Annotated in this window: 18 protein-coding genes; 9 read left to right on the top strand and 9 right to left on the bottom strand. The window is 73.3% G+C overall.

Annotated elements, in window-relative coordinates; genetic code table 11:
• Positions 1–100: 100 nt before the first annotated feature.
• Complete coding sequence (gene miaB / locus EKO23_RS08000) at positions 101–1651, top strand: tRNA (N6-isopentenyl adenosine(37)-C2)-methylthiotransferase MiaB (protein ID WP_134715983.1); 1551 nt, start codon at positions 101–103, stop codon at positions 1649–1651.
• Positions 1652–1685: 34 nt separating this feature from the next.
• Here miaB and EKO23_RS25805 read toward each other — a convergent pair whose 3' ends face one another.
• The 7 genes from EKO23_RS25805 to EKO23_RS07970 form a co-directional block, all read right to left on the bottom strand.
• Positions 1686–1979 (bottom strand): hypothetical protein, encoded by a 294-nt coding sequence (locus tag EKO23_RS25805; protein WP_217702526.1) that lies wholly within the window; start codon positions 1977–1979, stop codon positions 1686–1688.
• 31 nt (positions 1980–2010) lie between these two features.
• Positions 2011–2673, bottom strand: coding sequence for a type IV toxin-antitoxin system AbiEi family antitoxin domain-containing protein (locus EKO23_RS07995; RefSeq protein ID WP_217702525.1), 663 nt, complete (start codon positions 2671–2673; stop codon positions 2011–2013).
• A gap of 10 nt (positions 2674–2683) precedes the next feature.
• Positions 2684–2962 (bottom strand): hypothetical protein, encoded by a 279-nt coding sequence (locus tag EKO23_RS07990; RefSeq protein ID WP_134715981.1) that lies wholly within the window; start codon positions 2960–2962, stop codon positions 2684–2686.
• 45 nt (positions 2963–3007) lie between these two features.
• Positions 3008–3265 carry a hypothetical protein gene (locus EKO23_RS07985; RefSeq protein ID WP_134715979.1) on the bottom strand — a complete coding sequence of 86 codons (258 nt, stop codon included), beginning with the start codon at positions 3263–3265 and terminating at the stop codon, positions 3008–3010.
• Positions 3266–3322: 57 nt separating this feature from the next.
• Positions 3323–3814, bottom strand: a complete 492-nt coding sequence (locus EKO23_RS07980; protein ID WP_134715977.1) for an NUDIX hydrolase — start codon at positions 3812–3814, stop codon at positions 3323–3325.
• Positions 3815–3835: 21 nt separating this feature from the next.
• Positions 3836–4084, bottom strand: a complete 249-nt coding sequence (locus EKO23_RS07975) for a hypothetical protein (protein WP_134715975.1) — start codon at positions 4082–4084, stop codon at positions 3836–3838.
• 77 nt (positions 4085–4161) lie between these two features.
• Complete coding sequence (locus EKO23_RS07970; RefSeq protein ID WP_134715973.1) at positions 4162–4365, bottom strand: antitoxin; 204 nt, start codon at positions 4363–4365, stop codon at positions 4162–4164.
• A 65-nt stretch (positions 4366–4430) separates the two neighbouring features.
• Here EKO23_RS07970 and miaA point away from each other — a divergent pair, with 65 nt between their 5' ends.
• The 6 genes from miaA to EKO23_RS07940 all read left to right on the top strand — a co-directional run bounded on the left by miaA (position 4431) and on the right by EKO23_RS07940 (position 9477).
• The gene (gene miaA, locus EKO23_RS07965; RefSeq protein ID WP_134715971.1) at positions 4431–5354 is read left to right on the top strand and encodes a tRNA (adenosine(37)-N6)-dimethylallyltransferase MiaA; all 924 of its coding nucleotides are present in this window, start codon (positions 4431–4433) and stop codon (positions 5352–5354) included.
• Positions 5355–5402: 48 nt separating this feature from the next.
• Positions 5403–6341: a helix-turn-helix domain-containing protein gene (locus EKO23_RS07960; protein WP_134715969.1), complete on the top strand. Its 939-nt coding sequence runs from the start codon at positions 5403–5405 to the stop codon at positions 6339–6341.
• Positions 6338–6883, top strand: a complete 546-nt coding sequence (locus EKO23_RS07955) for a dihydrofolate reductase family protein (protein ID WP_134715967.1) — start codon at positions 6338–6340, stop codon at positions 6881–6883. The genes EKO23_RS07960 and EKO23_RS07955 overlap by 4 nt, the downstream gene beginning before the upstream one ends.
• A 22-nt stretch (positions 6884–6905) precedes the next feature.
• The gene (locus tag EKO23_RS07950) at positions 6906–7556 is read left to right on the top strand and encodes a pyridoxamine 5'-phosphate oxidase family protein (RefSeq protein ID WP_342773574.1); all 651 of its coding nucleotides are present in this window, start codon (positions 6906–6908) and stop codon (positions 7554–7556) included.
• Entirely contained in the window at positions 7549–8382 is an 834-nt protein-coding gene (dapF, locus tag EKO23_RS07945; protein WP_134715965.1) for a diaminopimelate epimerase, read from the top strand. The genes EKO23_RS07950 and dapF overlap by 8 nt, the downstream gene beginning before the upstream one ends.
• Positions 8383–8700: 318 nt before the next feature.
• On the top strand, positions 8701–9477 hold the full coding sequence (locus tag EKO23_RS07940; protein WP_134715963.1) for an SDR family NAD(P)-dependent oxidoreductase: 777 nt from the start codon (positions 8701–8703) through the stop codon (positions 9475–9477).
• Here the strand turns inward: EKO23_RS07940 and EKO23_RS07935 are convergent.
• On the bottom strand, positions 9458–12496 hold the full coding sequence (locus EKO23_RS07935) for a patatin-like phospholipase family protein (protein WP_134715961.1): 3039 nt from the start codon (positions 12494–12496) through the stop codon (positions 9458–9460). The two genes, EKO23_RS07940 and EKO23_RS07935, sit on opposite strands and share 20 nt — an antisense overlap.
• Before the next feature lie 125 nt (positions 12497–12621).
• Positions 12622–13275 carry a nucleoside/nucleotide kinase family protein gene (locus EKO23_RS07930; protein ID WP_134715959.1) on the bottom strand — a complete coding sequence of 218 codons (654 nt, stop codon included), beginning with the start codon at positions 13273–13275 and terminating at the stop codon, positions 12622–12624.
• Between the two features lie 108 nt (positions 13276–13383).
• Between EKO23_RS07930 and hflX the strand changes: the two genes are divergently transcribed.
• On the top strand, positions 13384–14883 hold the full coding sequence (hflX, locus tag EKO23_RS07925; RefSeq protein ID WP_134715957.1) for a GTPase HflX: 1500 nt from the start codon (positions 13384–13386) through the stop codon (positions 14881–14883).
• 59 nt (positions 14884–14942) lie between these two features.
• Positions 14943–16151 carry an ROK family transcriptional regulator gene (locus tag EKO23_RS07920; RefSeq protein ID WP_217702524.1) on the top strand — a complete coding sequence of 403 codons (1209 nt, stop codon included), beginning with the start codon at positions 14943–14945 and terminating at the stop codon, positions 16149–16151.
• The last annotated feature ends 12 nt before the right edge of the window (positions 16152–16163 follow it).

Raw genomic sequence — 16163 nt, 5'->3', positions numbered from 1 at the left:
TGCCGAGTGGCGCCGCCAGGACTCACCAGCCGGGTTCCTGGATGAACCTCCACGCCTCGTTTGCGCCTGTCAGACGGTGCCGCCGTACCCTTGACCGGTCATGAGCACCACTGCCGAGAGCGCCGCGCGCACCTACGAGGTCAAGACCTACGGGTGCCAGATGAACGTCCACGACTCCGAGCGGCTCACCGGCCTGCTCGAGGAGGCGGGGTACGTCGCGGTGCCCGACGGCGAGCCGGCGGACGTGGTCGTGTTCAACACGTGCGCGGTCCGCGAGAACGCCGACAACAAGCTGTACGGCAACCTCGGGCACCTCGCGCCGGTGAAGGCACGGCGCCCCGGCATGCAGATCGCCGTCGGCGGCTGCCTCGCGCAGAAGGACCGCGACACCATCACCCGCAAGGCGCCGTGGGTCGACGTCGTGTTCGGCACCCACAACATCGGCTCGCTGCCGGTGCTGCTCGAGCGGGCCCGGGTGCAGGAGGAGGCCCAGGTCGAGATCCTCGAGTCGCTCGAGGTCTTCCCGTCGACGCTGCCGACCCGGCGCGAGTCGGCGTACGCAGCGTGGGTGTCGGTGTCGGTCGGCTGCAACAACACCTGCACGTTCTGCATCGTCCCGTCGCTGCGCGGCAAGGAGAAGGACCGCCGGCCGGGCGAGATCCTCGCCGAGATCGAGGCGCTGGTGGCCGAGGGCGTCACCGAGATCACCCTGCTCGGGCAGAACGTCAACTCCTACGGCGTCGAGTTCGGCGACCGGCAGGCGTTCTCGAAGCTGCTGCGCGCGTGCGGCGAGATCGAGGGTCTCGAGCGGGTGCGGTTCACCTCGCCGCACCCGGCCGAGTTCACCGACGACGTCATCGAGGCGATGGCCGAGACGCCGAACGTGATGCCGCAGCTGCACATGCCGCTGCAGTCCGGCTCCGACCGCGTCCTGCGCGCGATGCGCCGGTCCTACCGGCAGCAGAAGTTCCTCGGCATCATCGAGCGGGTGCGGGCCGCGATGCCGGACGCCGCGATCACCACCGACATCATCGTCGGCTTCCCGGGCGAGACCGAGGAGGACTTCCAGGCCACGCTCGACGTCGTCCGCGCGGCCCGCTTCTCCGGCGCCTTCACCTTCCAGTACTCCAAGCGCCCCGGCACCCCCGCCGCCGACCTCCCCGACCAGATCGAGCCGGCGGTGGTCGCCGACCGCTACCAGCGCCTGGTCGCGGTGGTGAACGAGATCGCGTGGGAGGAGAACAAGGCGCTGGTCGGCCGCACCGTCGAGCTGATGGTGGCCGAGGGCGAGGGCCGCAAGGACGCCGAGACGCACCGCCTCTCCGGCCGCGGCCCCGACAACCGCCTGGTCCACTTCACGAACGACCTCTCGAAGGTCGACGAGCGCGGGGCGAGCGTCTCGCCGGTGGTTGAGGAGCGAGCGCCAGCGAGCGTCTCGAAACCACTCCGCCCCGGCGACATGGTGACGGTCGAGATCACCTACGCCGCCCCGCACCACCTCGTCGCCGACGGACCGGTCCTCTCGGTGCGCCGTACCCGCGCCGGCGACGCCTGGGAGGCCCGCACCGCCGCCCCCACCAGCAGCGTCGGCCTCGGCATGCCGTCGGTCGGCGTCCCCGCCCCGCTGCCGGACGCCTCCGCCTGCCGCTGATCAGGCGTCGCGAAGGATCCGCCCCACACCAGTGTCACGGGGTGCCACCTGTGCGGGGCACTCGTGTCCAGAGGGCGAGCTCGTCCGGTGTGCAGTCCGGACAAGCGACGGGACGGTCGGTCCACCCGCGGCCGTGCAGGACCCGGCCGACCAGCCAGGCGGTCCGGCAGGCACGGCCGAAGACCTGGCCCCAGCCGATGCGTGTGGTGCTGAGGCCGTCGACCGCGGCCACCAGGTCCCGGTCCAGGTCACTGTCCCGGCCACGGGCGGAGTCGTGGAACGCCCGCCCGTCGAGCTCGACCACGTGACGCTGCCGCCGGTAGACCACGTCGCGACAGACCGGGCCGCGGCGAAGGCCATCACCTGCCGCCCGGCCCTGGGCAGACCGTGCGGGCGCTCGACGCGCACGAGGTACCCGTGCTCGAGCACGTCCCCTCCGCCAGGTCGGTGAGGATGCCGACCAGGAACGCCCGGCGGGCGACGCGGCTCCGCTCGTCCAGTGCGGCCCGGATCCTCGGCGCCGTCGTACGCCGGGCCTGGACGGCGTCCGCCAGCGTCGCGATGGCGTCGAAGTCGGTGGCTGCTCCGGCAGCCACGTCGACGAGCGCCTCCTCGATCCGCAGCCGCGGCGGACCGACGTTCCACAGGGCCTTCCTCTGGAGCCCAGCGAGGTGGTGCGTCACCACCCCGGGCAGCGGAGAGGTGGACGACCGGCCACGGTCGACGGCGATGTGCAGCGGTGCCTGGTCGATCCGGTCGCGACGGCCGGGACCGCCGGCCGCGTGTAGCGCGGAGTCGTGGCTGAGGGCCGCGGGCCAGGCGTGCAGGACCGCAGCCCACGCCCTCTGCTGCCAGGACAGCGGCCCGTTGTGCCCGGCGTACACGCCCGGGTGCACGGCGGACAAGTCGCGCCGACGCAGGAGCCGGCGTACGTCGTTCGGGTCGAGCCCGGCCTCGAGCAGCTGCGCGCGCCGGACCACCTGGTCCTGCGAGGCGAGCAACTCGACGATCTCGGGGCGCATGCGCCGAGCGTCACGCGGCGCCGTCGCTCCGTCCAGCGGGCTCGGCGCCGTCGCGGGCCCGCAGGGGCGGGATGCCGGTCGGGTTGTCCTCGGGGTTGCCGGCACGCTGCTCGGGCGGGGCGTCGTCGTCCGGTGGCCGGTCGACGGAGGTGTCGCGCAGGCCGTCGGTGCCTTCCTGGCCGGGGCCGGTGGGGCCGACGCGCTCGCTGCTCACGCCCATGCCGCCCGCGGCGCCATGCGGCCCGCCGGCGTTGGGCTGGGACTCTCGCAGCTCGTCGGGATCGCTCATGACGCGTCGGTACCCACCGCCCCGGACGTCATGCCGGCGGTGCGCTCAGGCGGGCTCGTCCGGCGGGTCGTCCTCGCCGGAGGTGCCGCGGTCCGGCTCCTGCTGCTTCTCGTCCGGCTGCTTGACCTCGTCGGGAGCGGCGTCCTCGACCGCGGGGTTCGCGTCCGGGTCCAGGTCCGGCACCGTCGGGGTGTCGGGGATCGCGCCGTACTTCTCCTCGTCGGCGACCGAGTCCGCCCCGCCGGGGAACCTCTCGGGCTGCTCGGTGGTCGCGTCGGGCTTGGGGCCCAGCTCGTCGATCACGTTCTCTACCTCCCTCCGCCGGCCGCGGCCGGCGATCGTGCGGTCCCCCCACCGCTCCTACCGGGAGCCCTCCGCCCCCGACTCGAAGCCGTACGTCGTGTACGGCGCCACGACTCCCGACCGGAGTCCCTCGAGCACCTGCAGCTCGTGCGGCACCACCGGGTCAGGCAGCTGGTCGAGAGGTACCCACTTCAGCGCTGCGCACTTGTCGGGCTCGGCGATCGTCGGCTCGCCGGCCCACGAGCGGGCGGTGAAGAAGAAGTCGATCCGCTCGTCGATCGGCTCGCCGCCGCGGGTGCGCTGCATCGACGTCACGAACTCCAGGGCGACCTCGCTCAGCCCGAGCTCCTCGCGGGCCTCGCGGTGCGCGGCGTCGTACGCCGTCTCGCCCTTCTCGACGTGGCCCGCGGCCGCGGCCGCCCAGTGGTCGTCCATGAAGCCGGTGTTCTGCCGCAGCTGCAGCAGCACCTCTGTCGCGCCGCCCGGGCCACCGTCGCCCCGCAGCAGGAAGACGTACGACGCGGGGACGACCGTGAAGCGCGAGTGCATGCGGCCCACCCTAGGGGCGGGTCAGGGCACCACCATCGGTGGCTTGCTCGGCGGCAGGTCGGGCCCGCTCGGCCCGGGCTCCGGCTCTGGCGGCAGTGGCTGGCCCGGTTCGCCGGGCAGCGGCGAGGGGGTGGGTGCCGGCGGCACCGGCTCGGGCGAGGGCACGGCGGGGTCGGGGGTGCCGGGGTCGGGCACCGGGCCTGGTACGCCGGGATCGATGGGCTCGGTCGGGTCGATGGGAGGAGCCGATCCGAGAGTCAGCTGGCTCATGTCGTCTCCGTTGCCAGCGGCCGGGCCGTTCCCGGCCGTCCGTCCCGACCGTACCCGCCGGTCGTGACGCGCCGTGGTCAGCGGATGTCGTCGTCCTTGCCGTCGAGCTTGTCGAGGGCGTCCTTGGCCTTCGCCGTGCCCCGCTCGATCCTGTCGTGGTGCTTGCCGCCGGTCTTGCCGTCGACGACCTCGGCCGCCTTGTCGATCCCCTGGGCGATCGTGTCGCCGTGGTCGTCGACGGCCTTGCCCACCGTGCCCTTGAGCTTGTCGAGGAATCCCATGGCTGCTCCTGGGGGTTGTTGCCCGAAATGCGAGGGCGCCGAGCCCTCGTTGGCAGACTACGGGCATGCCGCCCCGCGACGTACCCGTCATCGCCGTCGTGGGCGCCACCGCCTCCGGCAAGACCGAGCTGTCGCTGGACCTCGCCGGGCACCTCGGCGGAGAGGTGGTGAACACCGACGCGATGCAGGTCTACCGCGGCATGGACGTCGGCACGGCGAAGCTGCCCGTGGCCGAGCGCCGGGGCATCCAGCACCACCTGCTCGATGTTCTCGACATCGACGAGACCGCCTCGGTCGCGGAGTTCCAGCGGATGGCGCGGGCCACGATCGACGACCTGCGGGACCGCGGTGTCGTGCCGGTCCTGGTCGGCGGCTCCGCCCTCTACACACGTGCGGTGCTCGACCGGTTCGAGTTCCCCGGCACCGACGCCGACGTACGGCGGGCGCTGGAGGACGAGCTCGCGGCCGCCGGCCCGGCGGCGCTGCACCAGCGGCTGCGGGACGTCGACCCGGACGCGGCCTCGGGCATCCTGCCGACCAACGGCCGTCGCATCGTCCGGGCGCTCGAGGTGGTCACGATCACCGGCCGGCCGTTCAGCGCGAGCCTGCCCCGGCTGGAGTACGAGGTGCCGGGCGCGCACCAGGTCGGCGTCGCGATGGACCGGCGGACGCTGGAGGACCGGATCGCCCGCCGGGTGGAGGCGATGTTCGAGGCCGGGTTCGTCGCCGAGGTCGAGGCGCTGGTCGCCCGGGGGCTGGCGGAGACCAGGACCGCGTCGCGGGCGATCGGCTACCCCGAGGTGATGGCGCACCTCGCCGGCGAGACCACCGAGGCCGAGGCGCGGGAGCGGACCGCGGCGGCGACCCGGCGCTTCGCACGGCGCCAGGACTCGTGGTTCCACAAGGATCCGCGGATCACCTGGGTCGACAGCGCCGACCCGGACCGGCTGGCGAAGGCCCTGGTCGCGGTGGGCGCGGGACCGGCCTGAGCAAGAACGGTCGGGCGCCGGACCGCCCGGCCGGGACAGACTGTCGGCATGCCCGACGACTATCCCGAGGGACGGGACCGGCTCCGCGAGCTGCTCGACGCGGTGCTCGACGAGGACAACCGCACGCTCGACGACATGGCCGGCGACGCCTACTCCTCGCCGTACCACTTCAGCCGTCAGCTCTCCCGCGGCGCCGGCGAGCCGCCGGTCGCGATGCGACGGCGGGTGATGCTCGAGCGCGCGGCCTGGCGGCTGCGGCGCGGGGCGACGGTGACCGAGGTGGCGTTCGAGGCCGGCTACGACTCTGTCGAGGGGTTCGGCCGCGCGTTCTCGCGGTCCTACGGGCATCCGCCGAGCGCGACCGCTCGCCAGGATGGCGACCACTGGCTGCCGGCGCCGAACGGCATCCACTTCCACCCGCCGATGTCCCTGTGGATCGACAGCACCGAGGCCGCGACGCAGCGCTCGACCGACGACGTGACCGCGCTGCTGGTGCACCACGGGATCGAGGACGTGCGCGACCTGCTCGCGCTGGTGAAGGCGCTGCCGGAGGAGGAGTACCGCACCGTCCGGGTGCCGGGCAGCGAGCCGCTCGGGTTCGACGGCCCGGACGAGACGATCGCCCAGGTCAGCAAGCACCTCGTGCTCACCCACGAGATCTGGCTGGCCGCCATCGAGGGGGGCGACTACCCCGACATGGCCGACGACGACCCGGTCCGACTGGCCGACCGGCACGAGGCGGCCGCCGCCCGCTGGCTGGCGATGGTCCGGGACATCGACCGCCGCGGCGCGTGGGGCGACCGGATCGTCGACGCGCTCTGCGAGCCGCCCGAGAGCTTCGTGCTCGGCAGCGTCATCGCCCACGTGCTCACCTACAGCGCGCACCGCCGCCAGCTGCTGCGGCTCATGCTGCGCCAGGCCGGGGTCGAGGTCGACGCCGGCGACCCGATCGACTGGCTGGCCCGACGCCGGGGAGGCACCGCATGAGCACCGTCTTCTACACCGCCACCACGCTCGACGGGTACCTCGCCGACGAGCACGACTCCCTCGACTGGCTGTTCGTGCAGGACATCGACGAGGAGGGGCCGATGAACTACGGCGCGTTCATCGCCGACGTCGGCGCCACGGTGATGGGCCGTACGACGTTCGAGTGGGTCCGCGACCACCTCGCCCGCACCGGAGAGTCGTGGAGCTACGACATGCCATCGGTCGTGATGACGCACGCCGACCTCGAGCCGATCGCCGGCGCCGACCTCCGGTTCGCGCAGGGGGACGTGGCGCCGGTCCACGCCGAGCTGGTCGAAGCGGCCGGCGGCAAGGACGTGTGGGTGATCGGTGGCGGGGACCTGGCCGCGCAGTTCGCCGAGGCCGGGCTGCTGGACCGGGTCATGGTGTCGATCGCGCCGGTCACGCTCGGTGCTGGACGGCCGCTGTTCCCGCGACCGTTCGACCTGCGGCTGGTCGAGGTCGCGCAGAACCGGGCCTTCGTCTGCGCGACGTACGACGTGGTCGGGCCGCGCGGGCGGTGACCCCGCGCCGTACGCTGGTGCGGTGACCACGACCGAGCCCGCACCCGCCTGGACCCAGATCGCCTGCGTCGACGAGCTGGTCGACCTGTTCGGCGAGCCCTCGCAGATGGTGCGTGAGAAGGGCCGGCCCGCGCTGCTCGACGTCGACCGCGAGTGGCTCGCCGCCACACCGTTCTGCGTGATGGCGACCGCGGGCGCCGACGGGTCGTGCGACGCCTCGCCCAAGGGCGACCCGGCCGGCCAGCTGGTCCACGTCATCGACGACCGCACCATCGCGATCGCCGAGCGGCCCGGCAACCGGCGCGCCGACGGCTACCGCAACATCCTCGAGAACCCGCACGTCGGGCTGGACTTCCTGATCCCCGGCCGCGGCGACACCCTCCGCATCAACGGCCGGGCCCGGCTGGTCAGCGACGCGCCGTTCTTCGACGAGATGGTGGTCAAGGGACACCGGCCGCTGCTGGCGGTCGTGGTCGAGATCGAGGACATCTTCTTCCACTGCGCGAAGGCGTTCCTGCGCTCCGGCCTCTGGAAGCCCGAGACCTGGGACCCGGAGGGACGGGTGCCGCGGCGCGCGCTGATCGCCAAGGAGGTCGAGCGCCCGGGCATGACCGTCGAGCAGCTCGACGACTACTACAGGCCCGAGAACTACGCCAAGGGCCTCTATGGCTGAGCCGTACCCGTTCCTCAAGGGCCACGGCACCGAGAACGATTTCGTGCTGCTGCCCGACCACGACGGCACCGTGCACGGCGCGCTGTCGCCGGAGCGTGTGGTCGCGCTGTGCGACCGCCGGGCCGGCATCGGCGGTGACGGCGTGCTCCGGGTCGTGCGCACCGCCGCGCTCGGGATCGACCAGGACGCCGAGTGGTTCATGGACTACCGCAACAGCGACGGCTCGCTGTCCGAGATGTGCGGCAACGGGATCCGGGTGTTCGCACGGCACCTCGCCGACGAGGGCCTCGTCGACCTCTCCGTGCCGCTGCCGGTCGGCACCCGCGACGGGGTCAAGGTGCTGCGGTTCGACGACGACGGCACGATCACCGCCGACATGGGCCGCCCGAGGGTGCTCGGCGAGAGCAAGATCGCGGTCGACGCCCGCACCTGGCCTGCGGCGCACGTGGACATGGGGAACCCGCACGCGGTCGCGTTCGTGGACTCGCTCGACGACGCCGGCCGCCTCTTCGACGAGCCGTCGTACGACGCCGCGACCTACCCGCACGGCGTCAACATCGAGTTCGTTGCCCGGCGCGGGGAGCGCCACGTCGCGTTCCGCGTGCACGAGCGCGGCTCCGGCGAGACCCGCTCCTGCGGCACCGGCGCCTGCGCGGTGATGGTCGCCGCAGCGGTCGCCGACGGGGTCGCGCAGCCGCCGGCCGACGACGTGACCTACCGGGTCGACGTACCGGGCGGCACGCTCGCGGTCACCTGGACCGCCACCGACCGGGCGCTGCTCGCCGGACCGGCCGTGATCGTGGCCCGGGGCACCACCACCCTCTGACCCTCCTTCCGCTGACCCGGCACAAGATGTGCCGACTCGGCGTGGTTCCGGGGGTGGTGACCCGGCACAAGATGTGCCGACTCGGCATGGACGGGTCGCGGTGACCCGGCACAAGATGTGCCGACTCGGCGTGGACGGGTCGCGGTGACCCGGCACAAGATGTGCCGGGTCACCGTACGGGGCAGAGGCTTGGACCAGTTGGGTCGGGAACGCTGGGCGCCAGCTTGCACCATGCACCGCCAGACCCGCCACGGGGGAGACCACGGGAGACGAGGGCCGGACGCACGGCGTCCGGGCCTCGTCCCTATGCTCCGTGGCATGGACATCACAGGAGTCAGTGCTCTCGTCACCGGCGGCGCGTCGGGCATCGGCGGCGCGGTCGTGCGCCAGCTCGCGGCCGCGGGCGCGAAGGTCGTCGTCGCGGACCTCAACGACCAGGCCGGCCAGGCGCTCGCCGACGAGGTCGGCGGCACCTTCGTCAAGGTCGACGTCACCGACACCGCGCAGATCCAGGCCGCGGTCGAGCAGGCCCGCGAGCTCGGCGACTTCCGGGTGCTGGTGAACTCCGCCGGGATCGCGACCGCGCAGCGCACCATCGGCCGCGACGGCGAGTTCGGCTCCGCGCACGACCTCGACGCGTACAAGAAGGTGATCGCGGTCAACCTGGTCGGCACCTTCGACGCGATCCGGCTCGCTGCGACCGCGATGTCGCACAACGACCCCGACGCGAACGGCGAGCGCGGTGCGGTGGTCAACATCGCCAGCGTCGCGGCGTTCGACGGCCAGATCGGCCAGGCGGCGTACTCCTCCTCCAAGGGCGGCATCGTCGGCCTGACCCTCCCGGTCGCGCGCGACCTCGCCGCGGTCGGCATCCGCGTCAACACCGTCGCCCCGGGCCTGATCGACACCCCGATCTACGGCGAGGGCGAGGACGCCGAGGCGTTCAAGGCGAAGCTCGGGGAGAGCGTGCTGTTCCCGAAGCGGCTCGGCGTGCCGGCGGAGCTCGCGTCGATGGTGCTGGAGTGCCTGCGCAACTCCTACATGAACGGCGAGGTTGTCCGGGTCGACGGCGGGATCAGGATGCCCCCGAAGTAGGTGCCGCCCCAGACCGGGGGGCCACGTGCCGACCCGGTTGCGGGAGGAGCGTCTCGCGGACGGTCGCATAGAGCTCCTCGCCGTACGCCGCGCGCTCGACCGGCACCCGGTCCAGGCACAGGTGCTCGATCAGCGCGACCAGCTCCGGCACCACCCAAGGCTCGGCCGGCTCCTGGCGGGTCTCCTGGCCGGTGAACGTGGAGACCAGCTCCGCGAGGTCGGCCAGGGGCCCCTCCGGCCCGTCCTCGACGGCGGCCCGGAACCCGACGTAGGTCTCGTGCCGCGCGACCTCCGCGGCCAGCGTCGCCCGTGCCGCCAGCACCTTCTGGGCGTTGAACCGGCCGAGGTCACGGTAGGCCGCGAACTGGGCGACGTGGAAGAACTGGTTGACCGTGCTCACCCGCGGGAACGTCGGGTCGACCTCGCGATAGGCGAGCAGCTGCGGCGGCATGTCCTGGGTGAGCGCCGGCTTGCTGTACCACAGCACGCTGACCCGCTCCCCGTTGCCGTCGACACGGCGAACCAGGCCGAGGTTGACCGAGCGCGGCGAGTAGTCGCGACCGGGTGAGGGGTCGCGGTCCGCGCGGAGCACGTCCAGGTTGATCGCCACCGTGGCCGCGCACTCGAGCTGGGCCAGGTCGATCGCCTTCGAGATCGACCTGGCCAGGTTGCCCGGTCCGGAGTCGGCGTCCACGCACACGATCTCCCGGTGGTAGGCGGTGCGCAGCAGCTCGACCAGTGCGGTGTTCTCCCAGTGCCCACCGTCGGTGACGTAGAGGTAGAGGTCGCTGGGGTCGAGGAAGCCGAAGAACTCCTTGAGCAGGTAGCCCAGCCCCGGGCGGGGAAGCGGCCGTCCCGCCGCGGCCAGCTCCGCGGCGTACCGCGGGTTGGGTATCCACGCACCGAGCCGGACGTTGAAGAAGGCCAGCAGCATGCTGATCGGCCCGATCCGGAACCGGCCCATCGCAGGCGACACCGCGGCGCCCGAGACACCGACCGCCATCATCGTCGTCAACCGCGGACGCAGGCTGGGCCGGAGCCTGTCCATGTCGGCGGTGGTGCAGGAGTACTGCTGCCACAGCCCGTTCTCCTCCAGCGGCGCGAAGAGCCGGACGTGGCTGGGGCTGAACGTGACGCTCAGCGCGGGGATGCCGTAGTGGGTGCGGACCTGCCGCCCGACGATGGTCGCGGATGCACAGATCGTGAGCGGTGTGCCCGACCCGGTGGCCGGGTCCCGGGCCGGGATCTGGGACAGGGACGGCTCGATGCGCTCGCCCTCGAGCGGGCGGTCGTTGTTGACGTAGGCCCGGGCCCGGACGCCGGTCGGCCCGGTGAGGCGGTACGTCGCGAACGCCGAGCGGAGCTTCCCGCGGTAGAACGCGCCCAGCGACCAGAACTCCGGTGCCCCGCCGAAGTGGACGATCAGCAGCGCCACTAGTGCCAGCGCCAGCGGCACGAGGGTCCGGGCGTCGGGGTCGGCGGCCATCGCGCCCAGGGCCCAGCGGCACAGCAGGAACAGGAGGACCAGGGCGAACAGCACCCCGCCGAGCCACGGTGCCACCTTCGCCAACGGCTTGCGCAGCAGCCGGAGCACCGCACCGGCCGACCCGACGGCGCCGGCGACGGCGACCAGGTCGGTGAGCACCTGGTTGGTCGAGATCGGTTGCCACAGGGCGCCGATCATCCAGGGCAGGGCGCCGAGCACCAGGGCGAGCGCGGCCGCGAGAGCGAGGCCGCCGTACCCGAGGTACTTCAGGGCGAGCAGCCAGGCCGGCGGGTCCGCCCGGCCGATGACCTCGCTCGCCTTGGCGGCCAGGACCCACGCCAGCACGACGCCCAGCCCCACCCCGAGCCAGATCACGATCGGGGTCGTCAACCGGTCCGGCTCGGCCATGCAGGCGTGGTCGGCGTCGAAGGTGAGGGTGCCGCCGGCGCGCCAGGTCGCGCAGGACAGTCCGAAGTACCAGCGGTAGAACCAGCCGAGCAGCTGGGCGAGCACCCACAGCATCCCCAGGAAGACCAGGGCGTTGACCAGCATCCCGGTGACCACCGTGGCGACGACCGCGGGCAGCCGCTGGGCGCGGGCGGTGGAGGAGTCCTCGCCGGAGGGCGCGAGGCTGTCGTCGCCCGACCCGCGGGGGCTGTTGGAGAGCAGGTAGCCGAGGTTGGCGCGCAGGTGGCGCTCCTCGGGCCCCGGCTGGATGCCGCCGGCTGCCCACGGCTTCGGCACGGACGACGGCGTCTCCGGCGCGGGCTCGCTGCGGGCCAGGCTCCACGCGCCGGCCATGTAGGAGCCGCCGGAGACCGAGGTGACGTCGTCGGCGGCCTCCCACCCCATCGCGCCGTCGCGTTCGAGCGCCTGCAGGGCGCCGAGGGTGATCGAGGCCGCCCGGACACCGCCGCCCGAGAACGCGAGCCCGGTCCGCCCCTCGCGCATCGTCCGTGACGGCGGCATCCCGGCCTCCTCGTCGGCCTGCCGCAGGACCCGACGCACGTCGGGCCGCAGCAGCAGCGAGAGCAGGCCGCCGACGACGTAGAGGCCGACCAGGCCGACGACCAGGAACTTGCCCCAGGCCGCGGCGGCTGCGAGCGGCCAGGCGCCGTCGTTCCCGCGCTCGACGGCGAGCCACAGGCACAGGTCCTCGACGAGGTCCATGAGGCCGGCGCCGAGCGCCGACAGCGCCAGCGGGAAGGCCAGCCGGCGGGTCGAGACGGTCCGGTACCCCTGGCCGGACCACAAGGCGAGCAGCGCCAGCAGCGCGCTCCAGCACAAGATGAAGAGGAGGTCCCAGCCCAGGCTGCCGGTGATCTCGTCGGCGCCGTACGCGGCAACCATCCACCCGCCGGTCGCCGCAGTCCCGGCGAGCTCGACGCCGACGACGCCCGGGTCCTCGGTGCCGGCGGTCTGCGGGGTCGCCAGCAGCCCGGTGACCACGGTCAGCACGCTCAGGACCACGGCCGCGACGAGGCCGATCGCCCGCCCGCGCGGGGTGCGCAGCCACAGCACGAGGTTCCGCATCGCCGACTCACCCGTCCCTCGGCGTTCGCGCCACACCGGGCGCCCGTGTGGCCAGTGTGACGAGGTGGGCCGGTGTGGCGCCATAGCCCGCTTGGCGTGGTCCGGCCGGCCGCGCGGCTGAGGTGCTACGGCACCCAGTCGGTCAGGTCGAGCACCAGGTCGGCCCGGTGCGCGGCCGCCTCGACCAGGCGGGCGTTCGGCTCGTCGACCCGGTCCACCCAGGCCCTCGCCGCGTCCGGGGACTTGCCGAACCGCACGTGCCGCGCCACCAGCCGCTCGCGCCGTACGGCGTCGTCGGTGCGCACGTGCCAGACCGCGTCGAGCGTGGACCGGACCGCCCGCCACTCCGGGTCGTCGAGCAGCAGGTAGTTGCCCTCGGTCACCACCAGCCCCGCGGTCGGCAGCACCGGCACCGCCCCGGCGATCGGCTGCTCCAGACCGCGCTCGAAGCCCGGCGCCAGCACGACGTACGGCGGCCGGTCGCGCACGCGCGCCAGCAGCGCGGCGTACCCCCAGCCGTCGAAGGTCTCCGGCGCCCCCTTGCGGTCCCGGATCCCACGGCGGACCAGCTCCACGTCCGCGAGGTGGAAGCCGTCCATCGGCACCACCGTCGCGCCGCACGCGACCGCCAGGTGGGTCGCGAGCGTCGACTTCCCCGCGCCGGGGGCACCGGTGACCCCCAGCAGGAAGCGTCGCTCCCCGACGGCTGGGACCAGGCCGGCGAGCTCGGCGCCGGCCGGACCGAGGGAGACGGTGCTGGGAACATCGGACGGGGTCATCGGCGTTCATCATGGTGGCAGCGCGACTCCCGCGCACCCGCGGCCCCGCCGGGCGGACCTCGTTAACGGGTCGCACGGGCGGGCCGCCACACCTAACCTTGAAGGCATATGACGAACGCACCTGACTTCAGCCTCGACGACGAGCTCGCCGCCACCGACGAGTGGGACGAGGAGTCGAGCGGCTACGCGGACGCCGACGACCGCGCGTCCCACCGTCGCTACGACGACGTCGACCCCGAGGAGACCACCGGCGAGCAGGACCTCGCCGAGCGGTACGCCCTCCGCCGGGTTGCCGGGCTCCGCACCGAGCTCGAGGACATCACCGAGGTCGAGTACCGCCAGCTGCGGCTCGAGCGCGTCGTGCTCGTCGGCGTCTGGACCGACGGCAGCGTCGAGGAGGCCGAGAACTCCATGGCCGAGCTCGCCCTGCTCGCGGAGACCGCCGGCTCCGAGGTGCTCGAGGCGATCTACCAGCGGCGGCAGAAGCCCGACCCCGCGACGTACGTCGGTCGCGGCAAGGTCGACGGCATCAAGGAGATCGTGGACGCCAGCGGCGCTGACACCGTGATCCTCGACGGCGAGCTGGCGCCCAGCCAGCTGCGCAACCTGGAGGACCGGCTCAAGGTGAAGGCGGTCGACCGGACCGCGCTGATCCTCGACATCTTCGCCCAGCACGCGAAGTCCAAGGAGGGCCAGGCGCAGGTCGAGCTCGCCCAGCTGCAGTACATGAAGCAGCGGCTCCGCGGCTGGGGTGGCAACCTCTCCCGCCAGGCCGGTGGCCGGGTGGGCGCCGACGGCGGCGGGATCGGCGGCCGCGGTCCCGGTGAGACCAAGATCGAGACCGACCGGCGCCGGATCAACGACAAGATCGCCAAGCTCCGCCGCGAGCTCAAGGCGATGGCCGGCACCCGCGAGACCAAGCGCGCCGAGCGCCGCCGCCACCAGGTGCCGAGCGTCGCGATCGCGGGGTACACCAACGCCGGCAAGTCCTCCCTGCTCAACCGGCTCACCGACGCCGGGGTACTGGTCGAGGACGCCCTGTTCGCGACCCTCGACCCCACCACCCGCCGTACCACCACGGTGGACGGTCGGGTCTACACGATGAGCGACACGGTCGGGTTCGTCCGGCACCTGCCGCACCAGCTGGTCGAGGCGTTCCGCTCGACGCTGGAGGAGGTCGCCGACTCCGACCTGATCCTGCACGTCGTCGACGGCTCCCACCCCGATCCGGAGGGCCAGATCGCCGCGGTCCGCGAGGTCTTCGCCGAGATCGGCGCCGACAAGGTGCCCGAGCTGATCGTGGTCAACAAGGCCGACGCGGCCGACCCGATGGTGCTGGCCCGGCTCCGGCAGCGCGAGCCGCACTCGGTCGTGGTGTCGGCGAAGACCGGTGAGGGCATCGAAGAGGCGCTGCGCCTCGTCGAGTCCGAGCTTCCGCGTCCGGGCGTCGAGTTCAGCGCGCTGTTGCCCTACGAGCGGGGCGACCTCATCGACCGGCTGCACCGCACCGGCGAGATCGACTCGATGGAGCACACCGCCGAGGGCACCCTGGTGGCCGGCCGCGCGCACGAGGACCTCGCCGGCGAGCTCGCGGCGTACGCCGTCTGAGCCGAGGCGCGCTCCTCGACTGCGTCACCGGCCACCCAGCGCCGTGGGAGTATCTGCTCGTGTCCACCTCCCTGGCCGGCCGGGCCGAGACCCCCATGCAGGCCCGGCTGCTGGCGCACCTGCGTGACGACGGCCCGCTCTCGCGGGTGCAGCTCGCGGACCGGATGAACGTCTCGCGCACGACGATCGCCGCCGAGGTGAACCGCCTCGGCGAGCTCGGCCTGGCCCACGAGGTCGGCCCGGCCGCGTCCCGCGGCGGGCGCCGTTCGACGATGGTCGACCTGGCACCGGGGATCCGTTTCGTGGGCATCTCGATCGGTGCCACCGGCATGTCCGTGGGTGTGACCGACGGGCGGCTCGCGGTCCTGGCCACCCGCACGCGCGAGTGCGACATCCGCCAGGGGCCGGAGGCGGTGCTGGCCACCGCGCTCGAGCTGGCGCGCGAGACGCTCGAGGAGTGCGGGGTCGAGCGGCCGATGGGGGCTGGGGTCGGCGTACCGGGGCCCGTGGACTTCCACCGCGGCGTCTCCGTGTCGCCGCCGATCATGCCCGGCTGGGACGGCTACCCGGTGCGGGACGCGGTCTCCCGCGGGCTCGGCTGCCCGGTGGTCCTCGACAACGACGTCAACGTGCTCGCGATCGGCGAGCAGCACGCGGGGGTGGCCCGGGCCGCGCGGGACTTCCTCTACGTCAAGATCGGCACCGGCATCGGCTGCGGGATCGTCGTGGACGGCGAGCTCTACCGCGGTGTCGACGGCTGTGCCGGGGACATCGGGCACATCCGGGTGCAGGACTTCGGCCCGACGTGTGCCTGCGGCAACACCGGATGCCTGGAGGCGTTCTCGGGCGGTGCCGCACTGGCCCGGGACGCGACCGAGGCGGCGCGGGCCGGCCGCTCGCCGGTGCTGGCCGAGCTGCTCGCCGAGAAGGGCGAGCTGACCGCCGCCGACATCGGGATCGCGGTCTCGCGCGGCGACGCCCAGGCCGTGCAGCTGATCCGCGACAGCGGCCACCGGGTCGGCCAGGTGCTGGCCAGCCTGGTGTCGTTCTTCAACCCGGGCCTCATCGTCATCGGTGGCCGGGTGACCGGGCTCGGGCACGCGCTGCTCGCCGAGATCCGGGGCGTGACCTACCGCCGCTCGCTGCCACTGGCGACCGGCAACCTGCCGATCGTGCTGAGCGAGCTCGGCGACGAGGGTGGCGTGATCGGCGCCGCCCGGCTGATCAGCTCGTCGGTCTACGCGCCGCTCGGCAGCGGCGCGTCCTGACCCGGCCTTGCG

The organism is Nocardioides guangzhouensis (assembly GCF_004519545.1).
In the GTDB taxonomy this organism is placed as follows: Bacteria; Actinomycetota; Actinomycetes; order Propionibacteriales; family Nocardioidaceae; genus Nocardioides; species Nocardioides guangzhouensis.
Note: the sequence above shows the minus strand (reverse complement) of the source record. Positions and strands in the feature narration are given on the sequence as shown.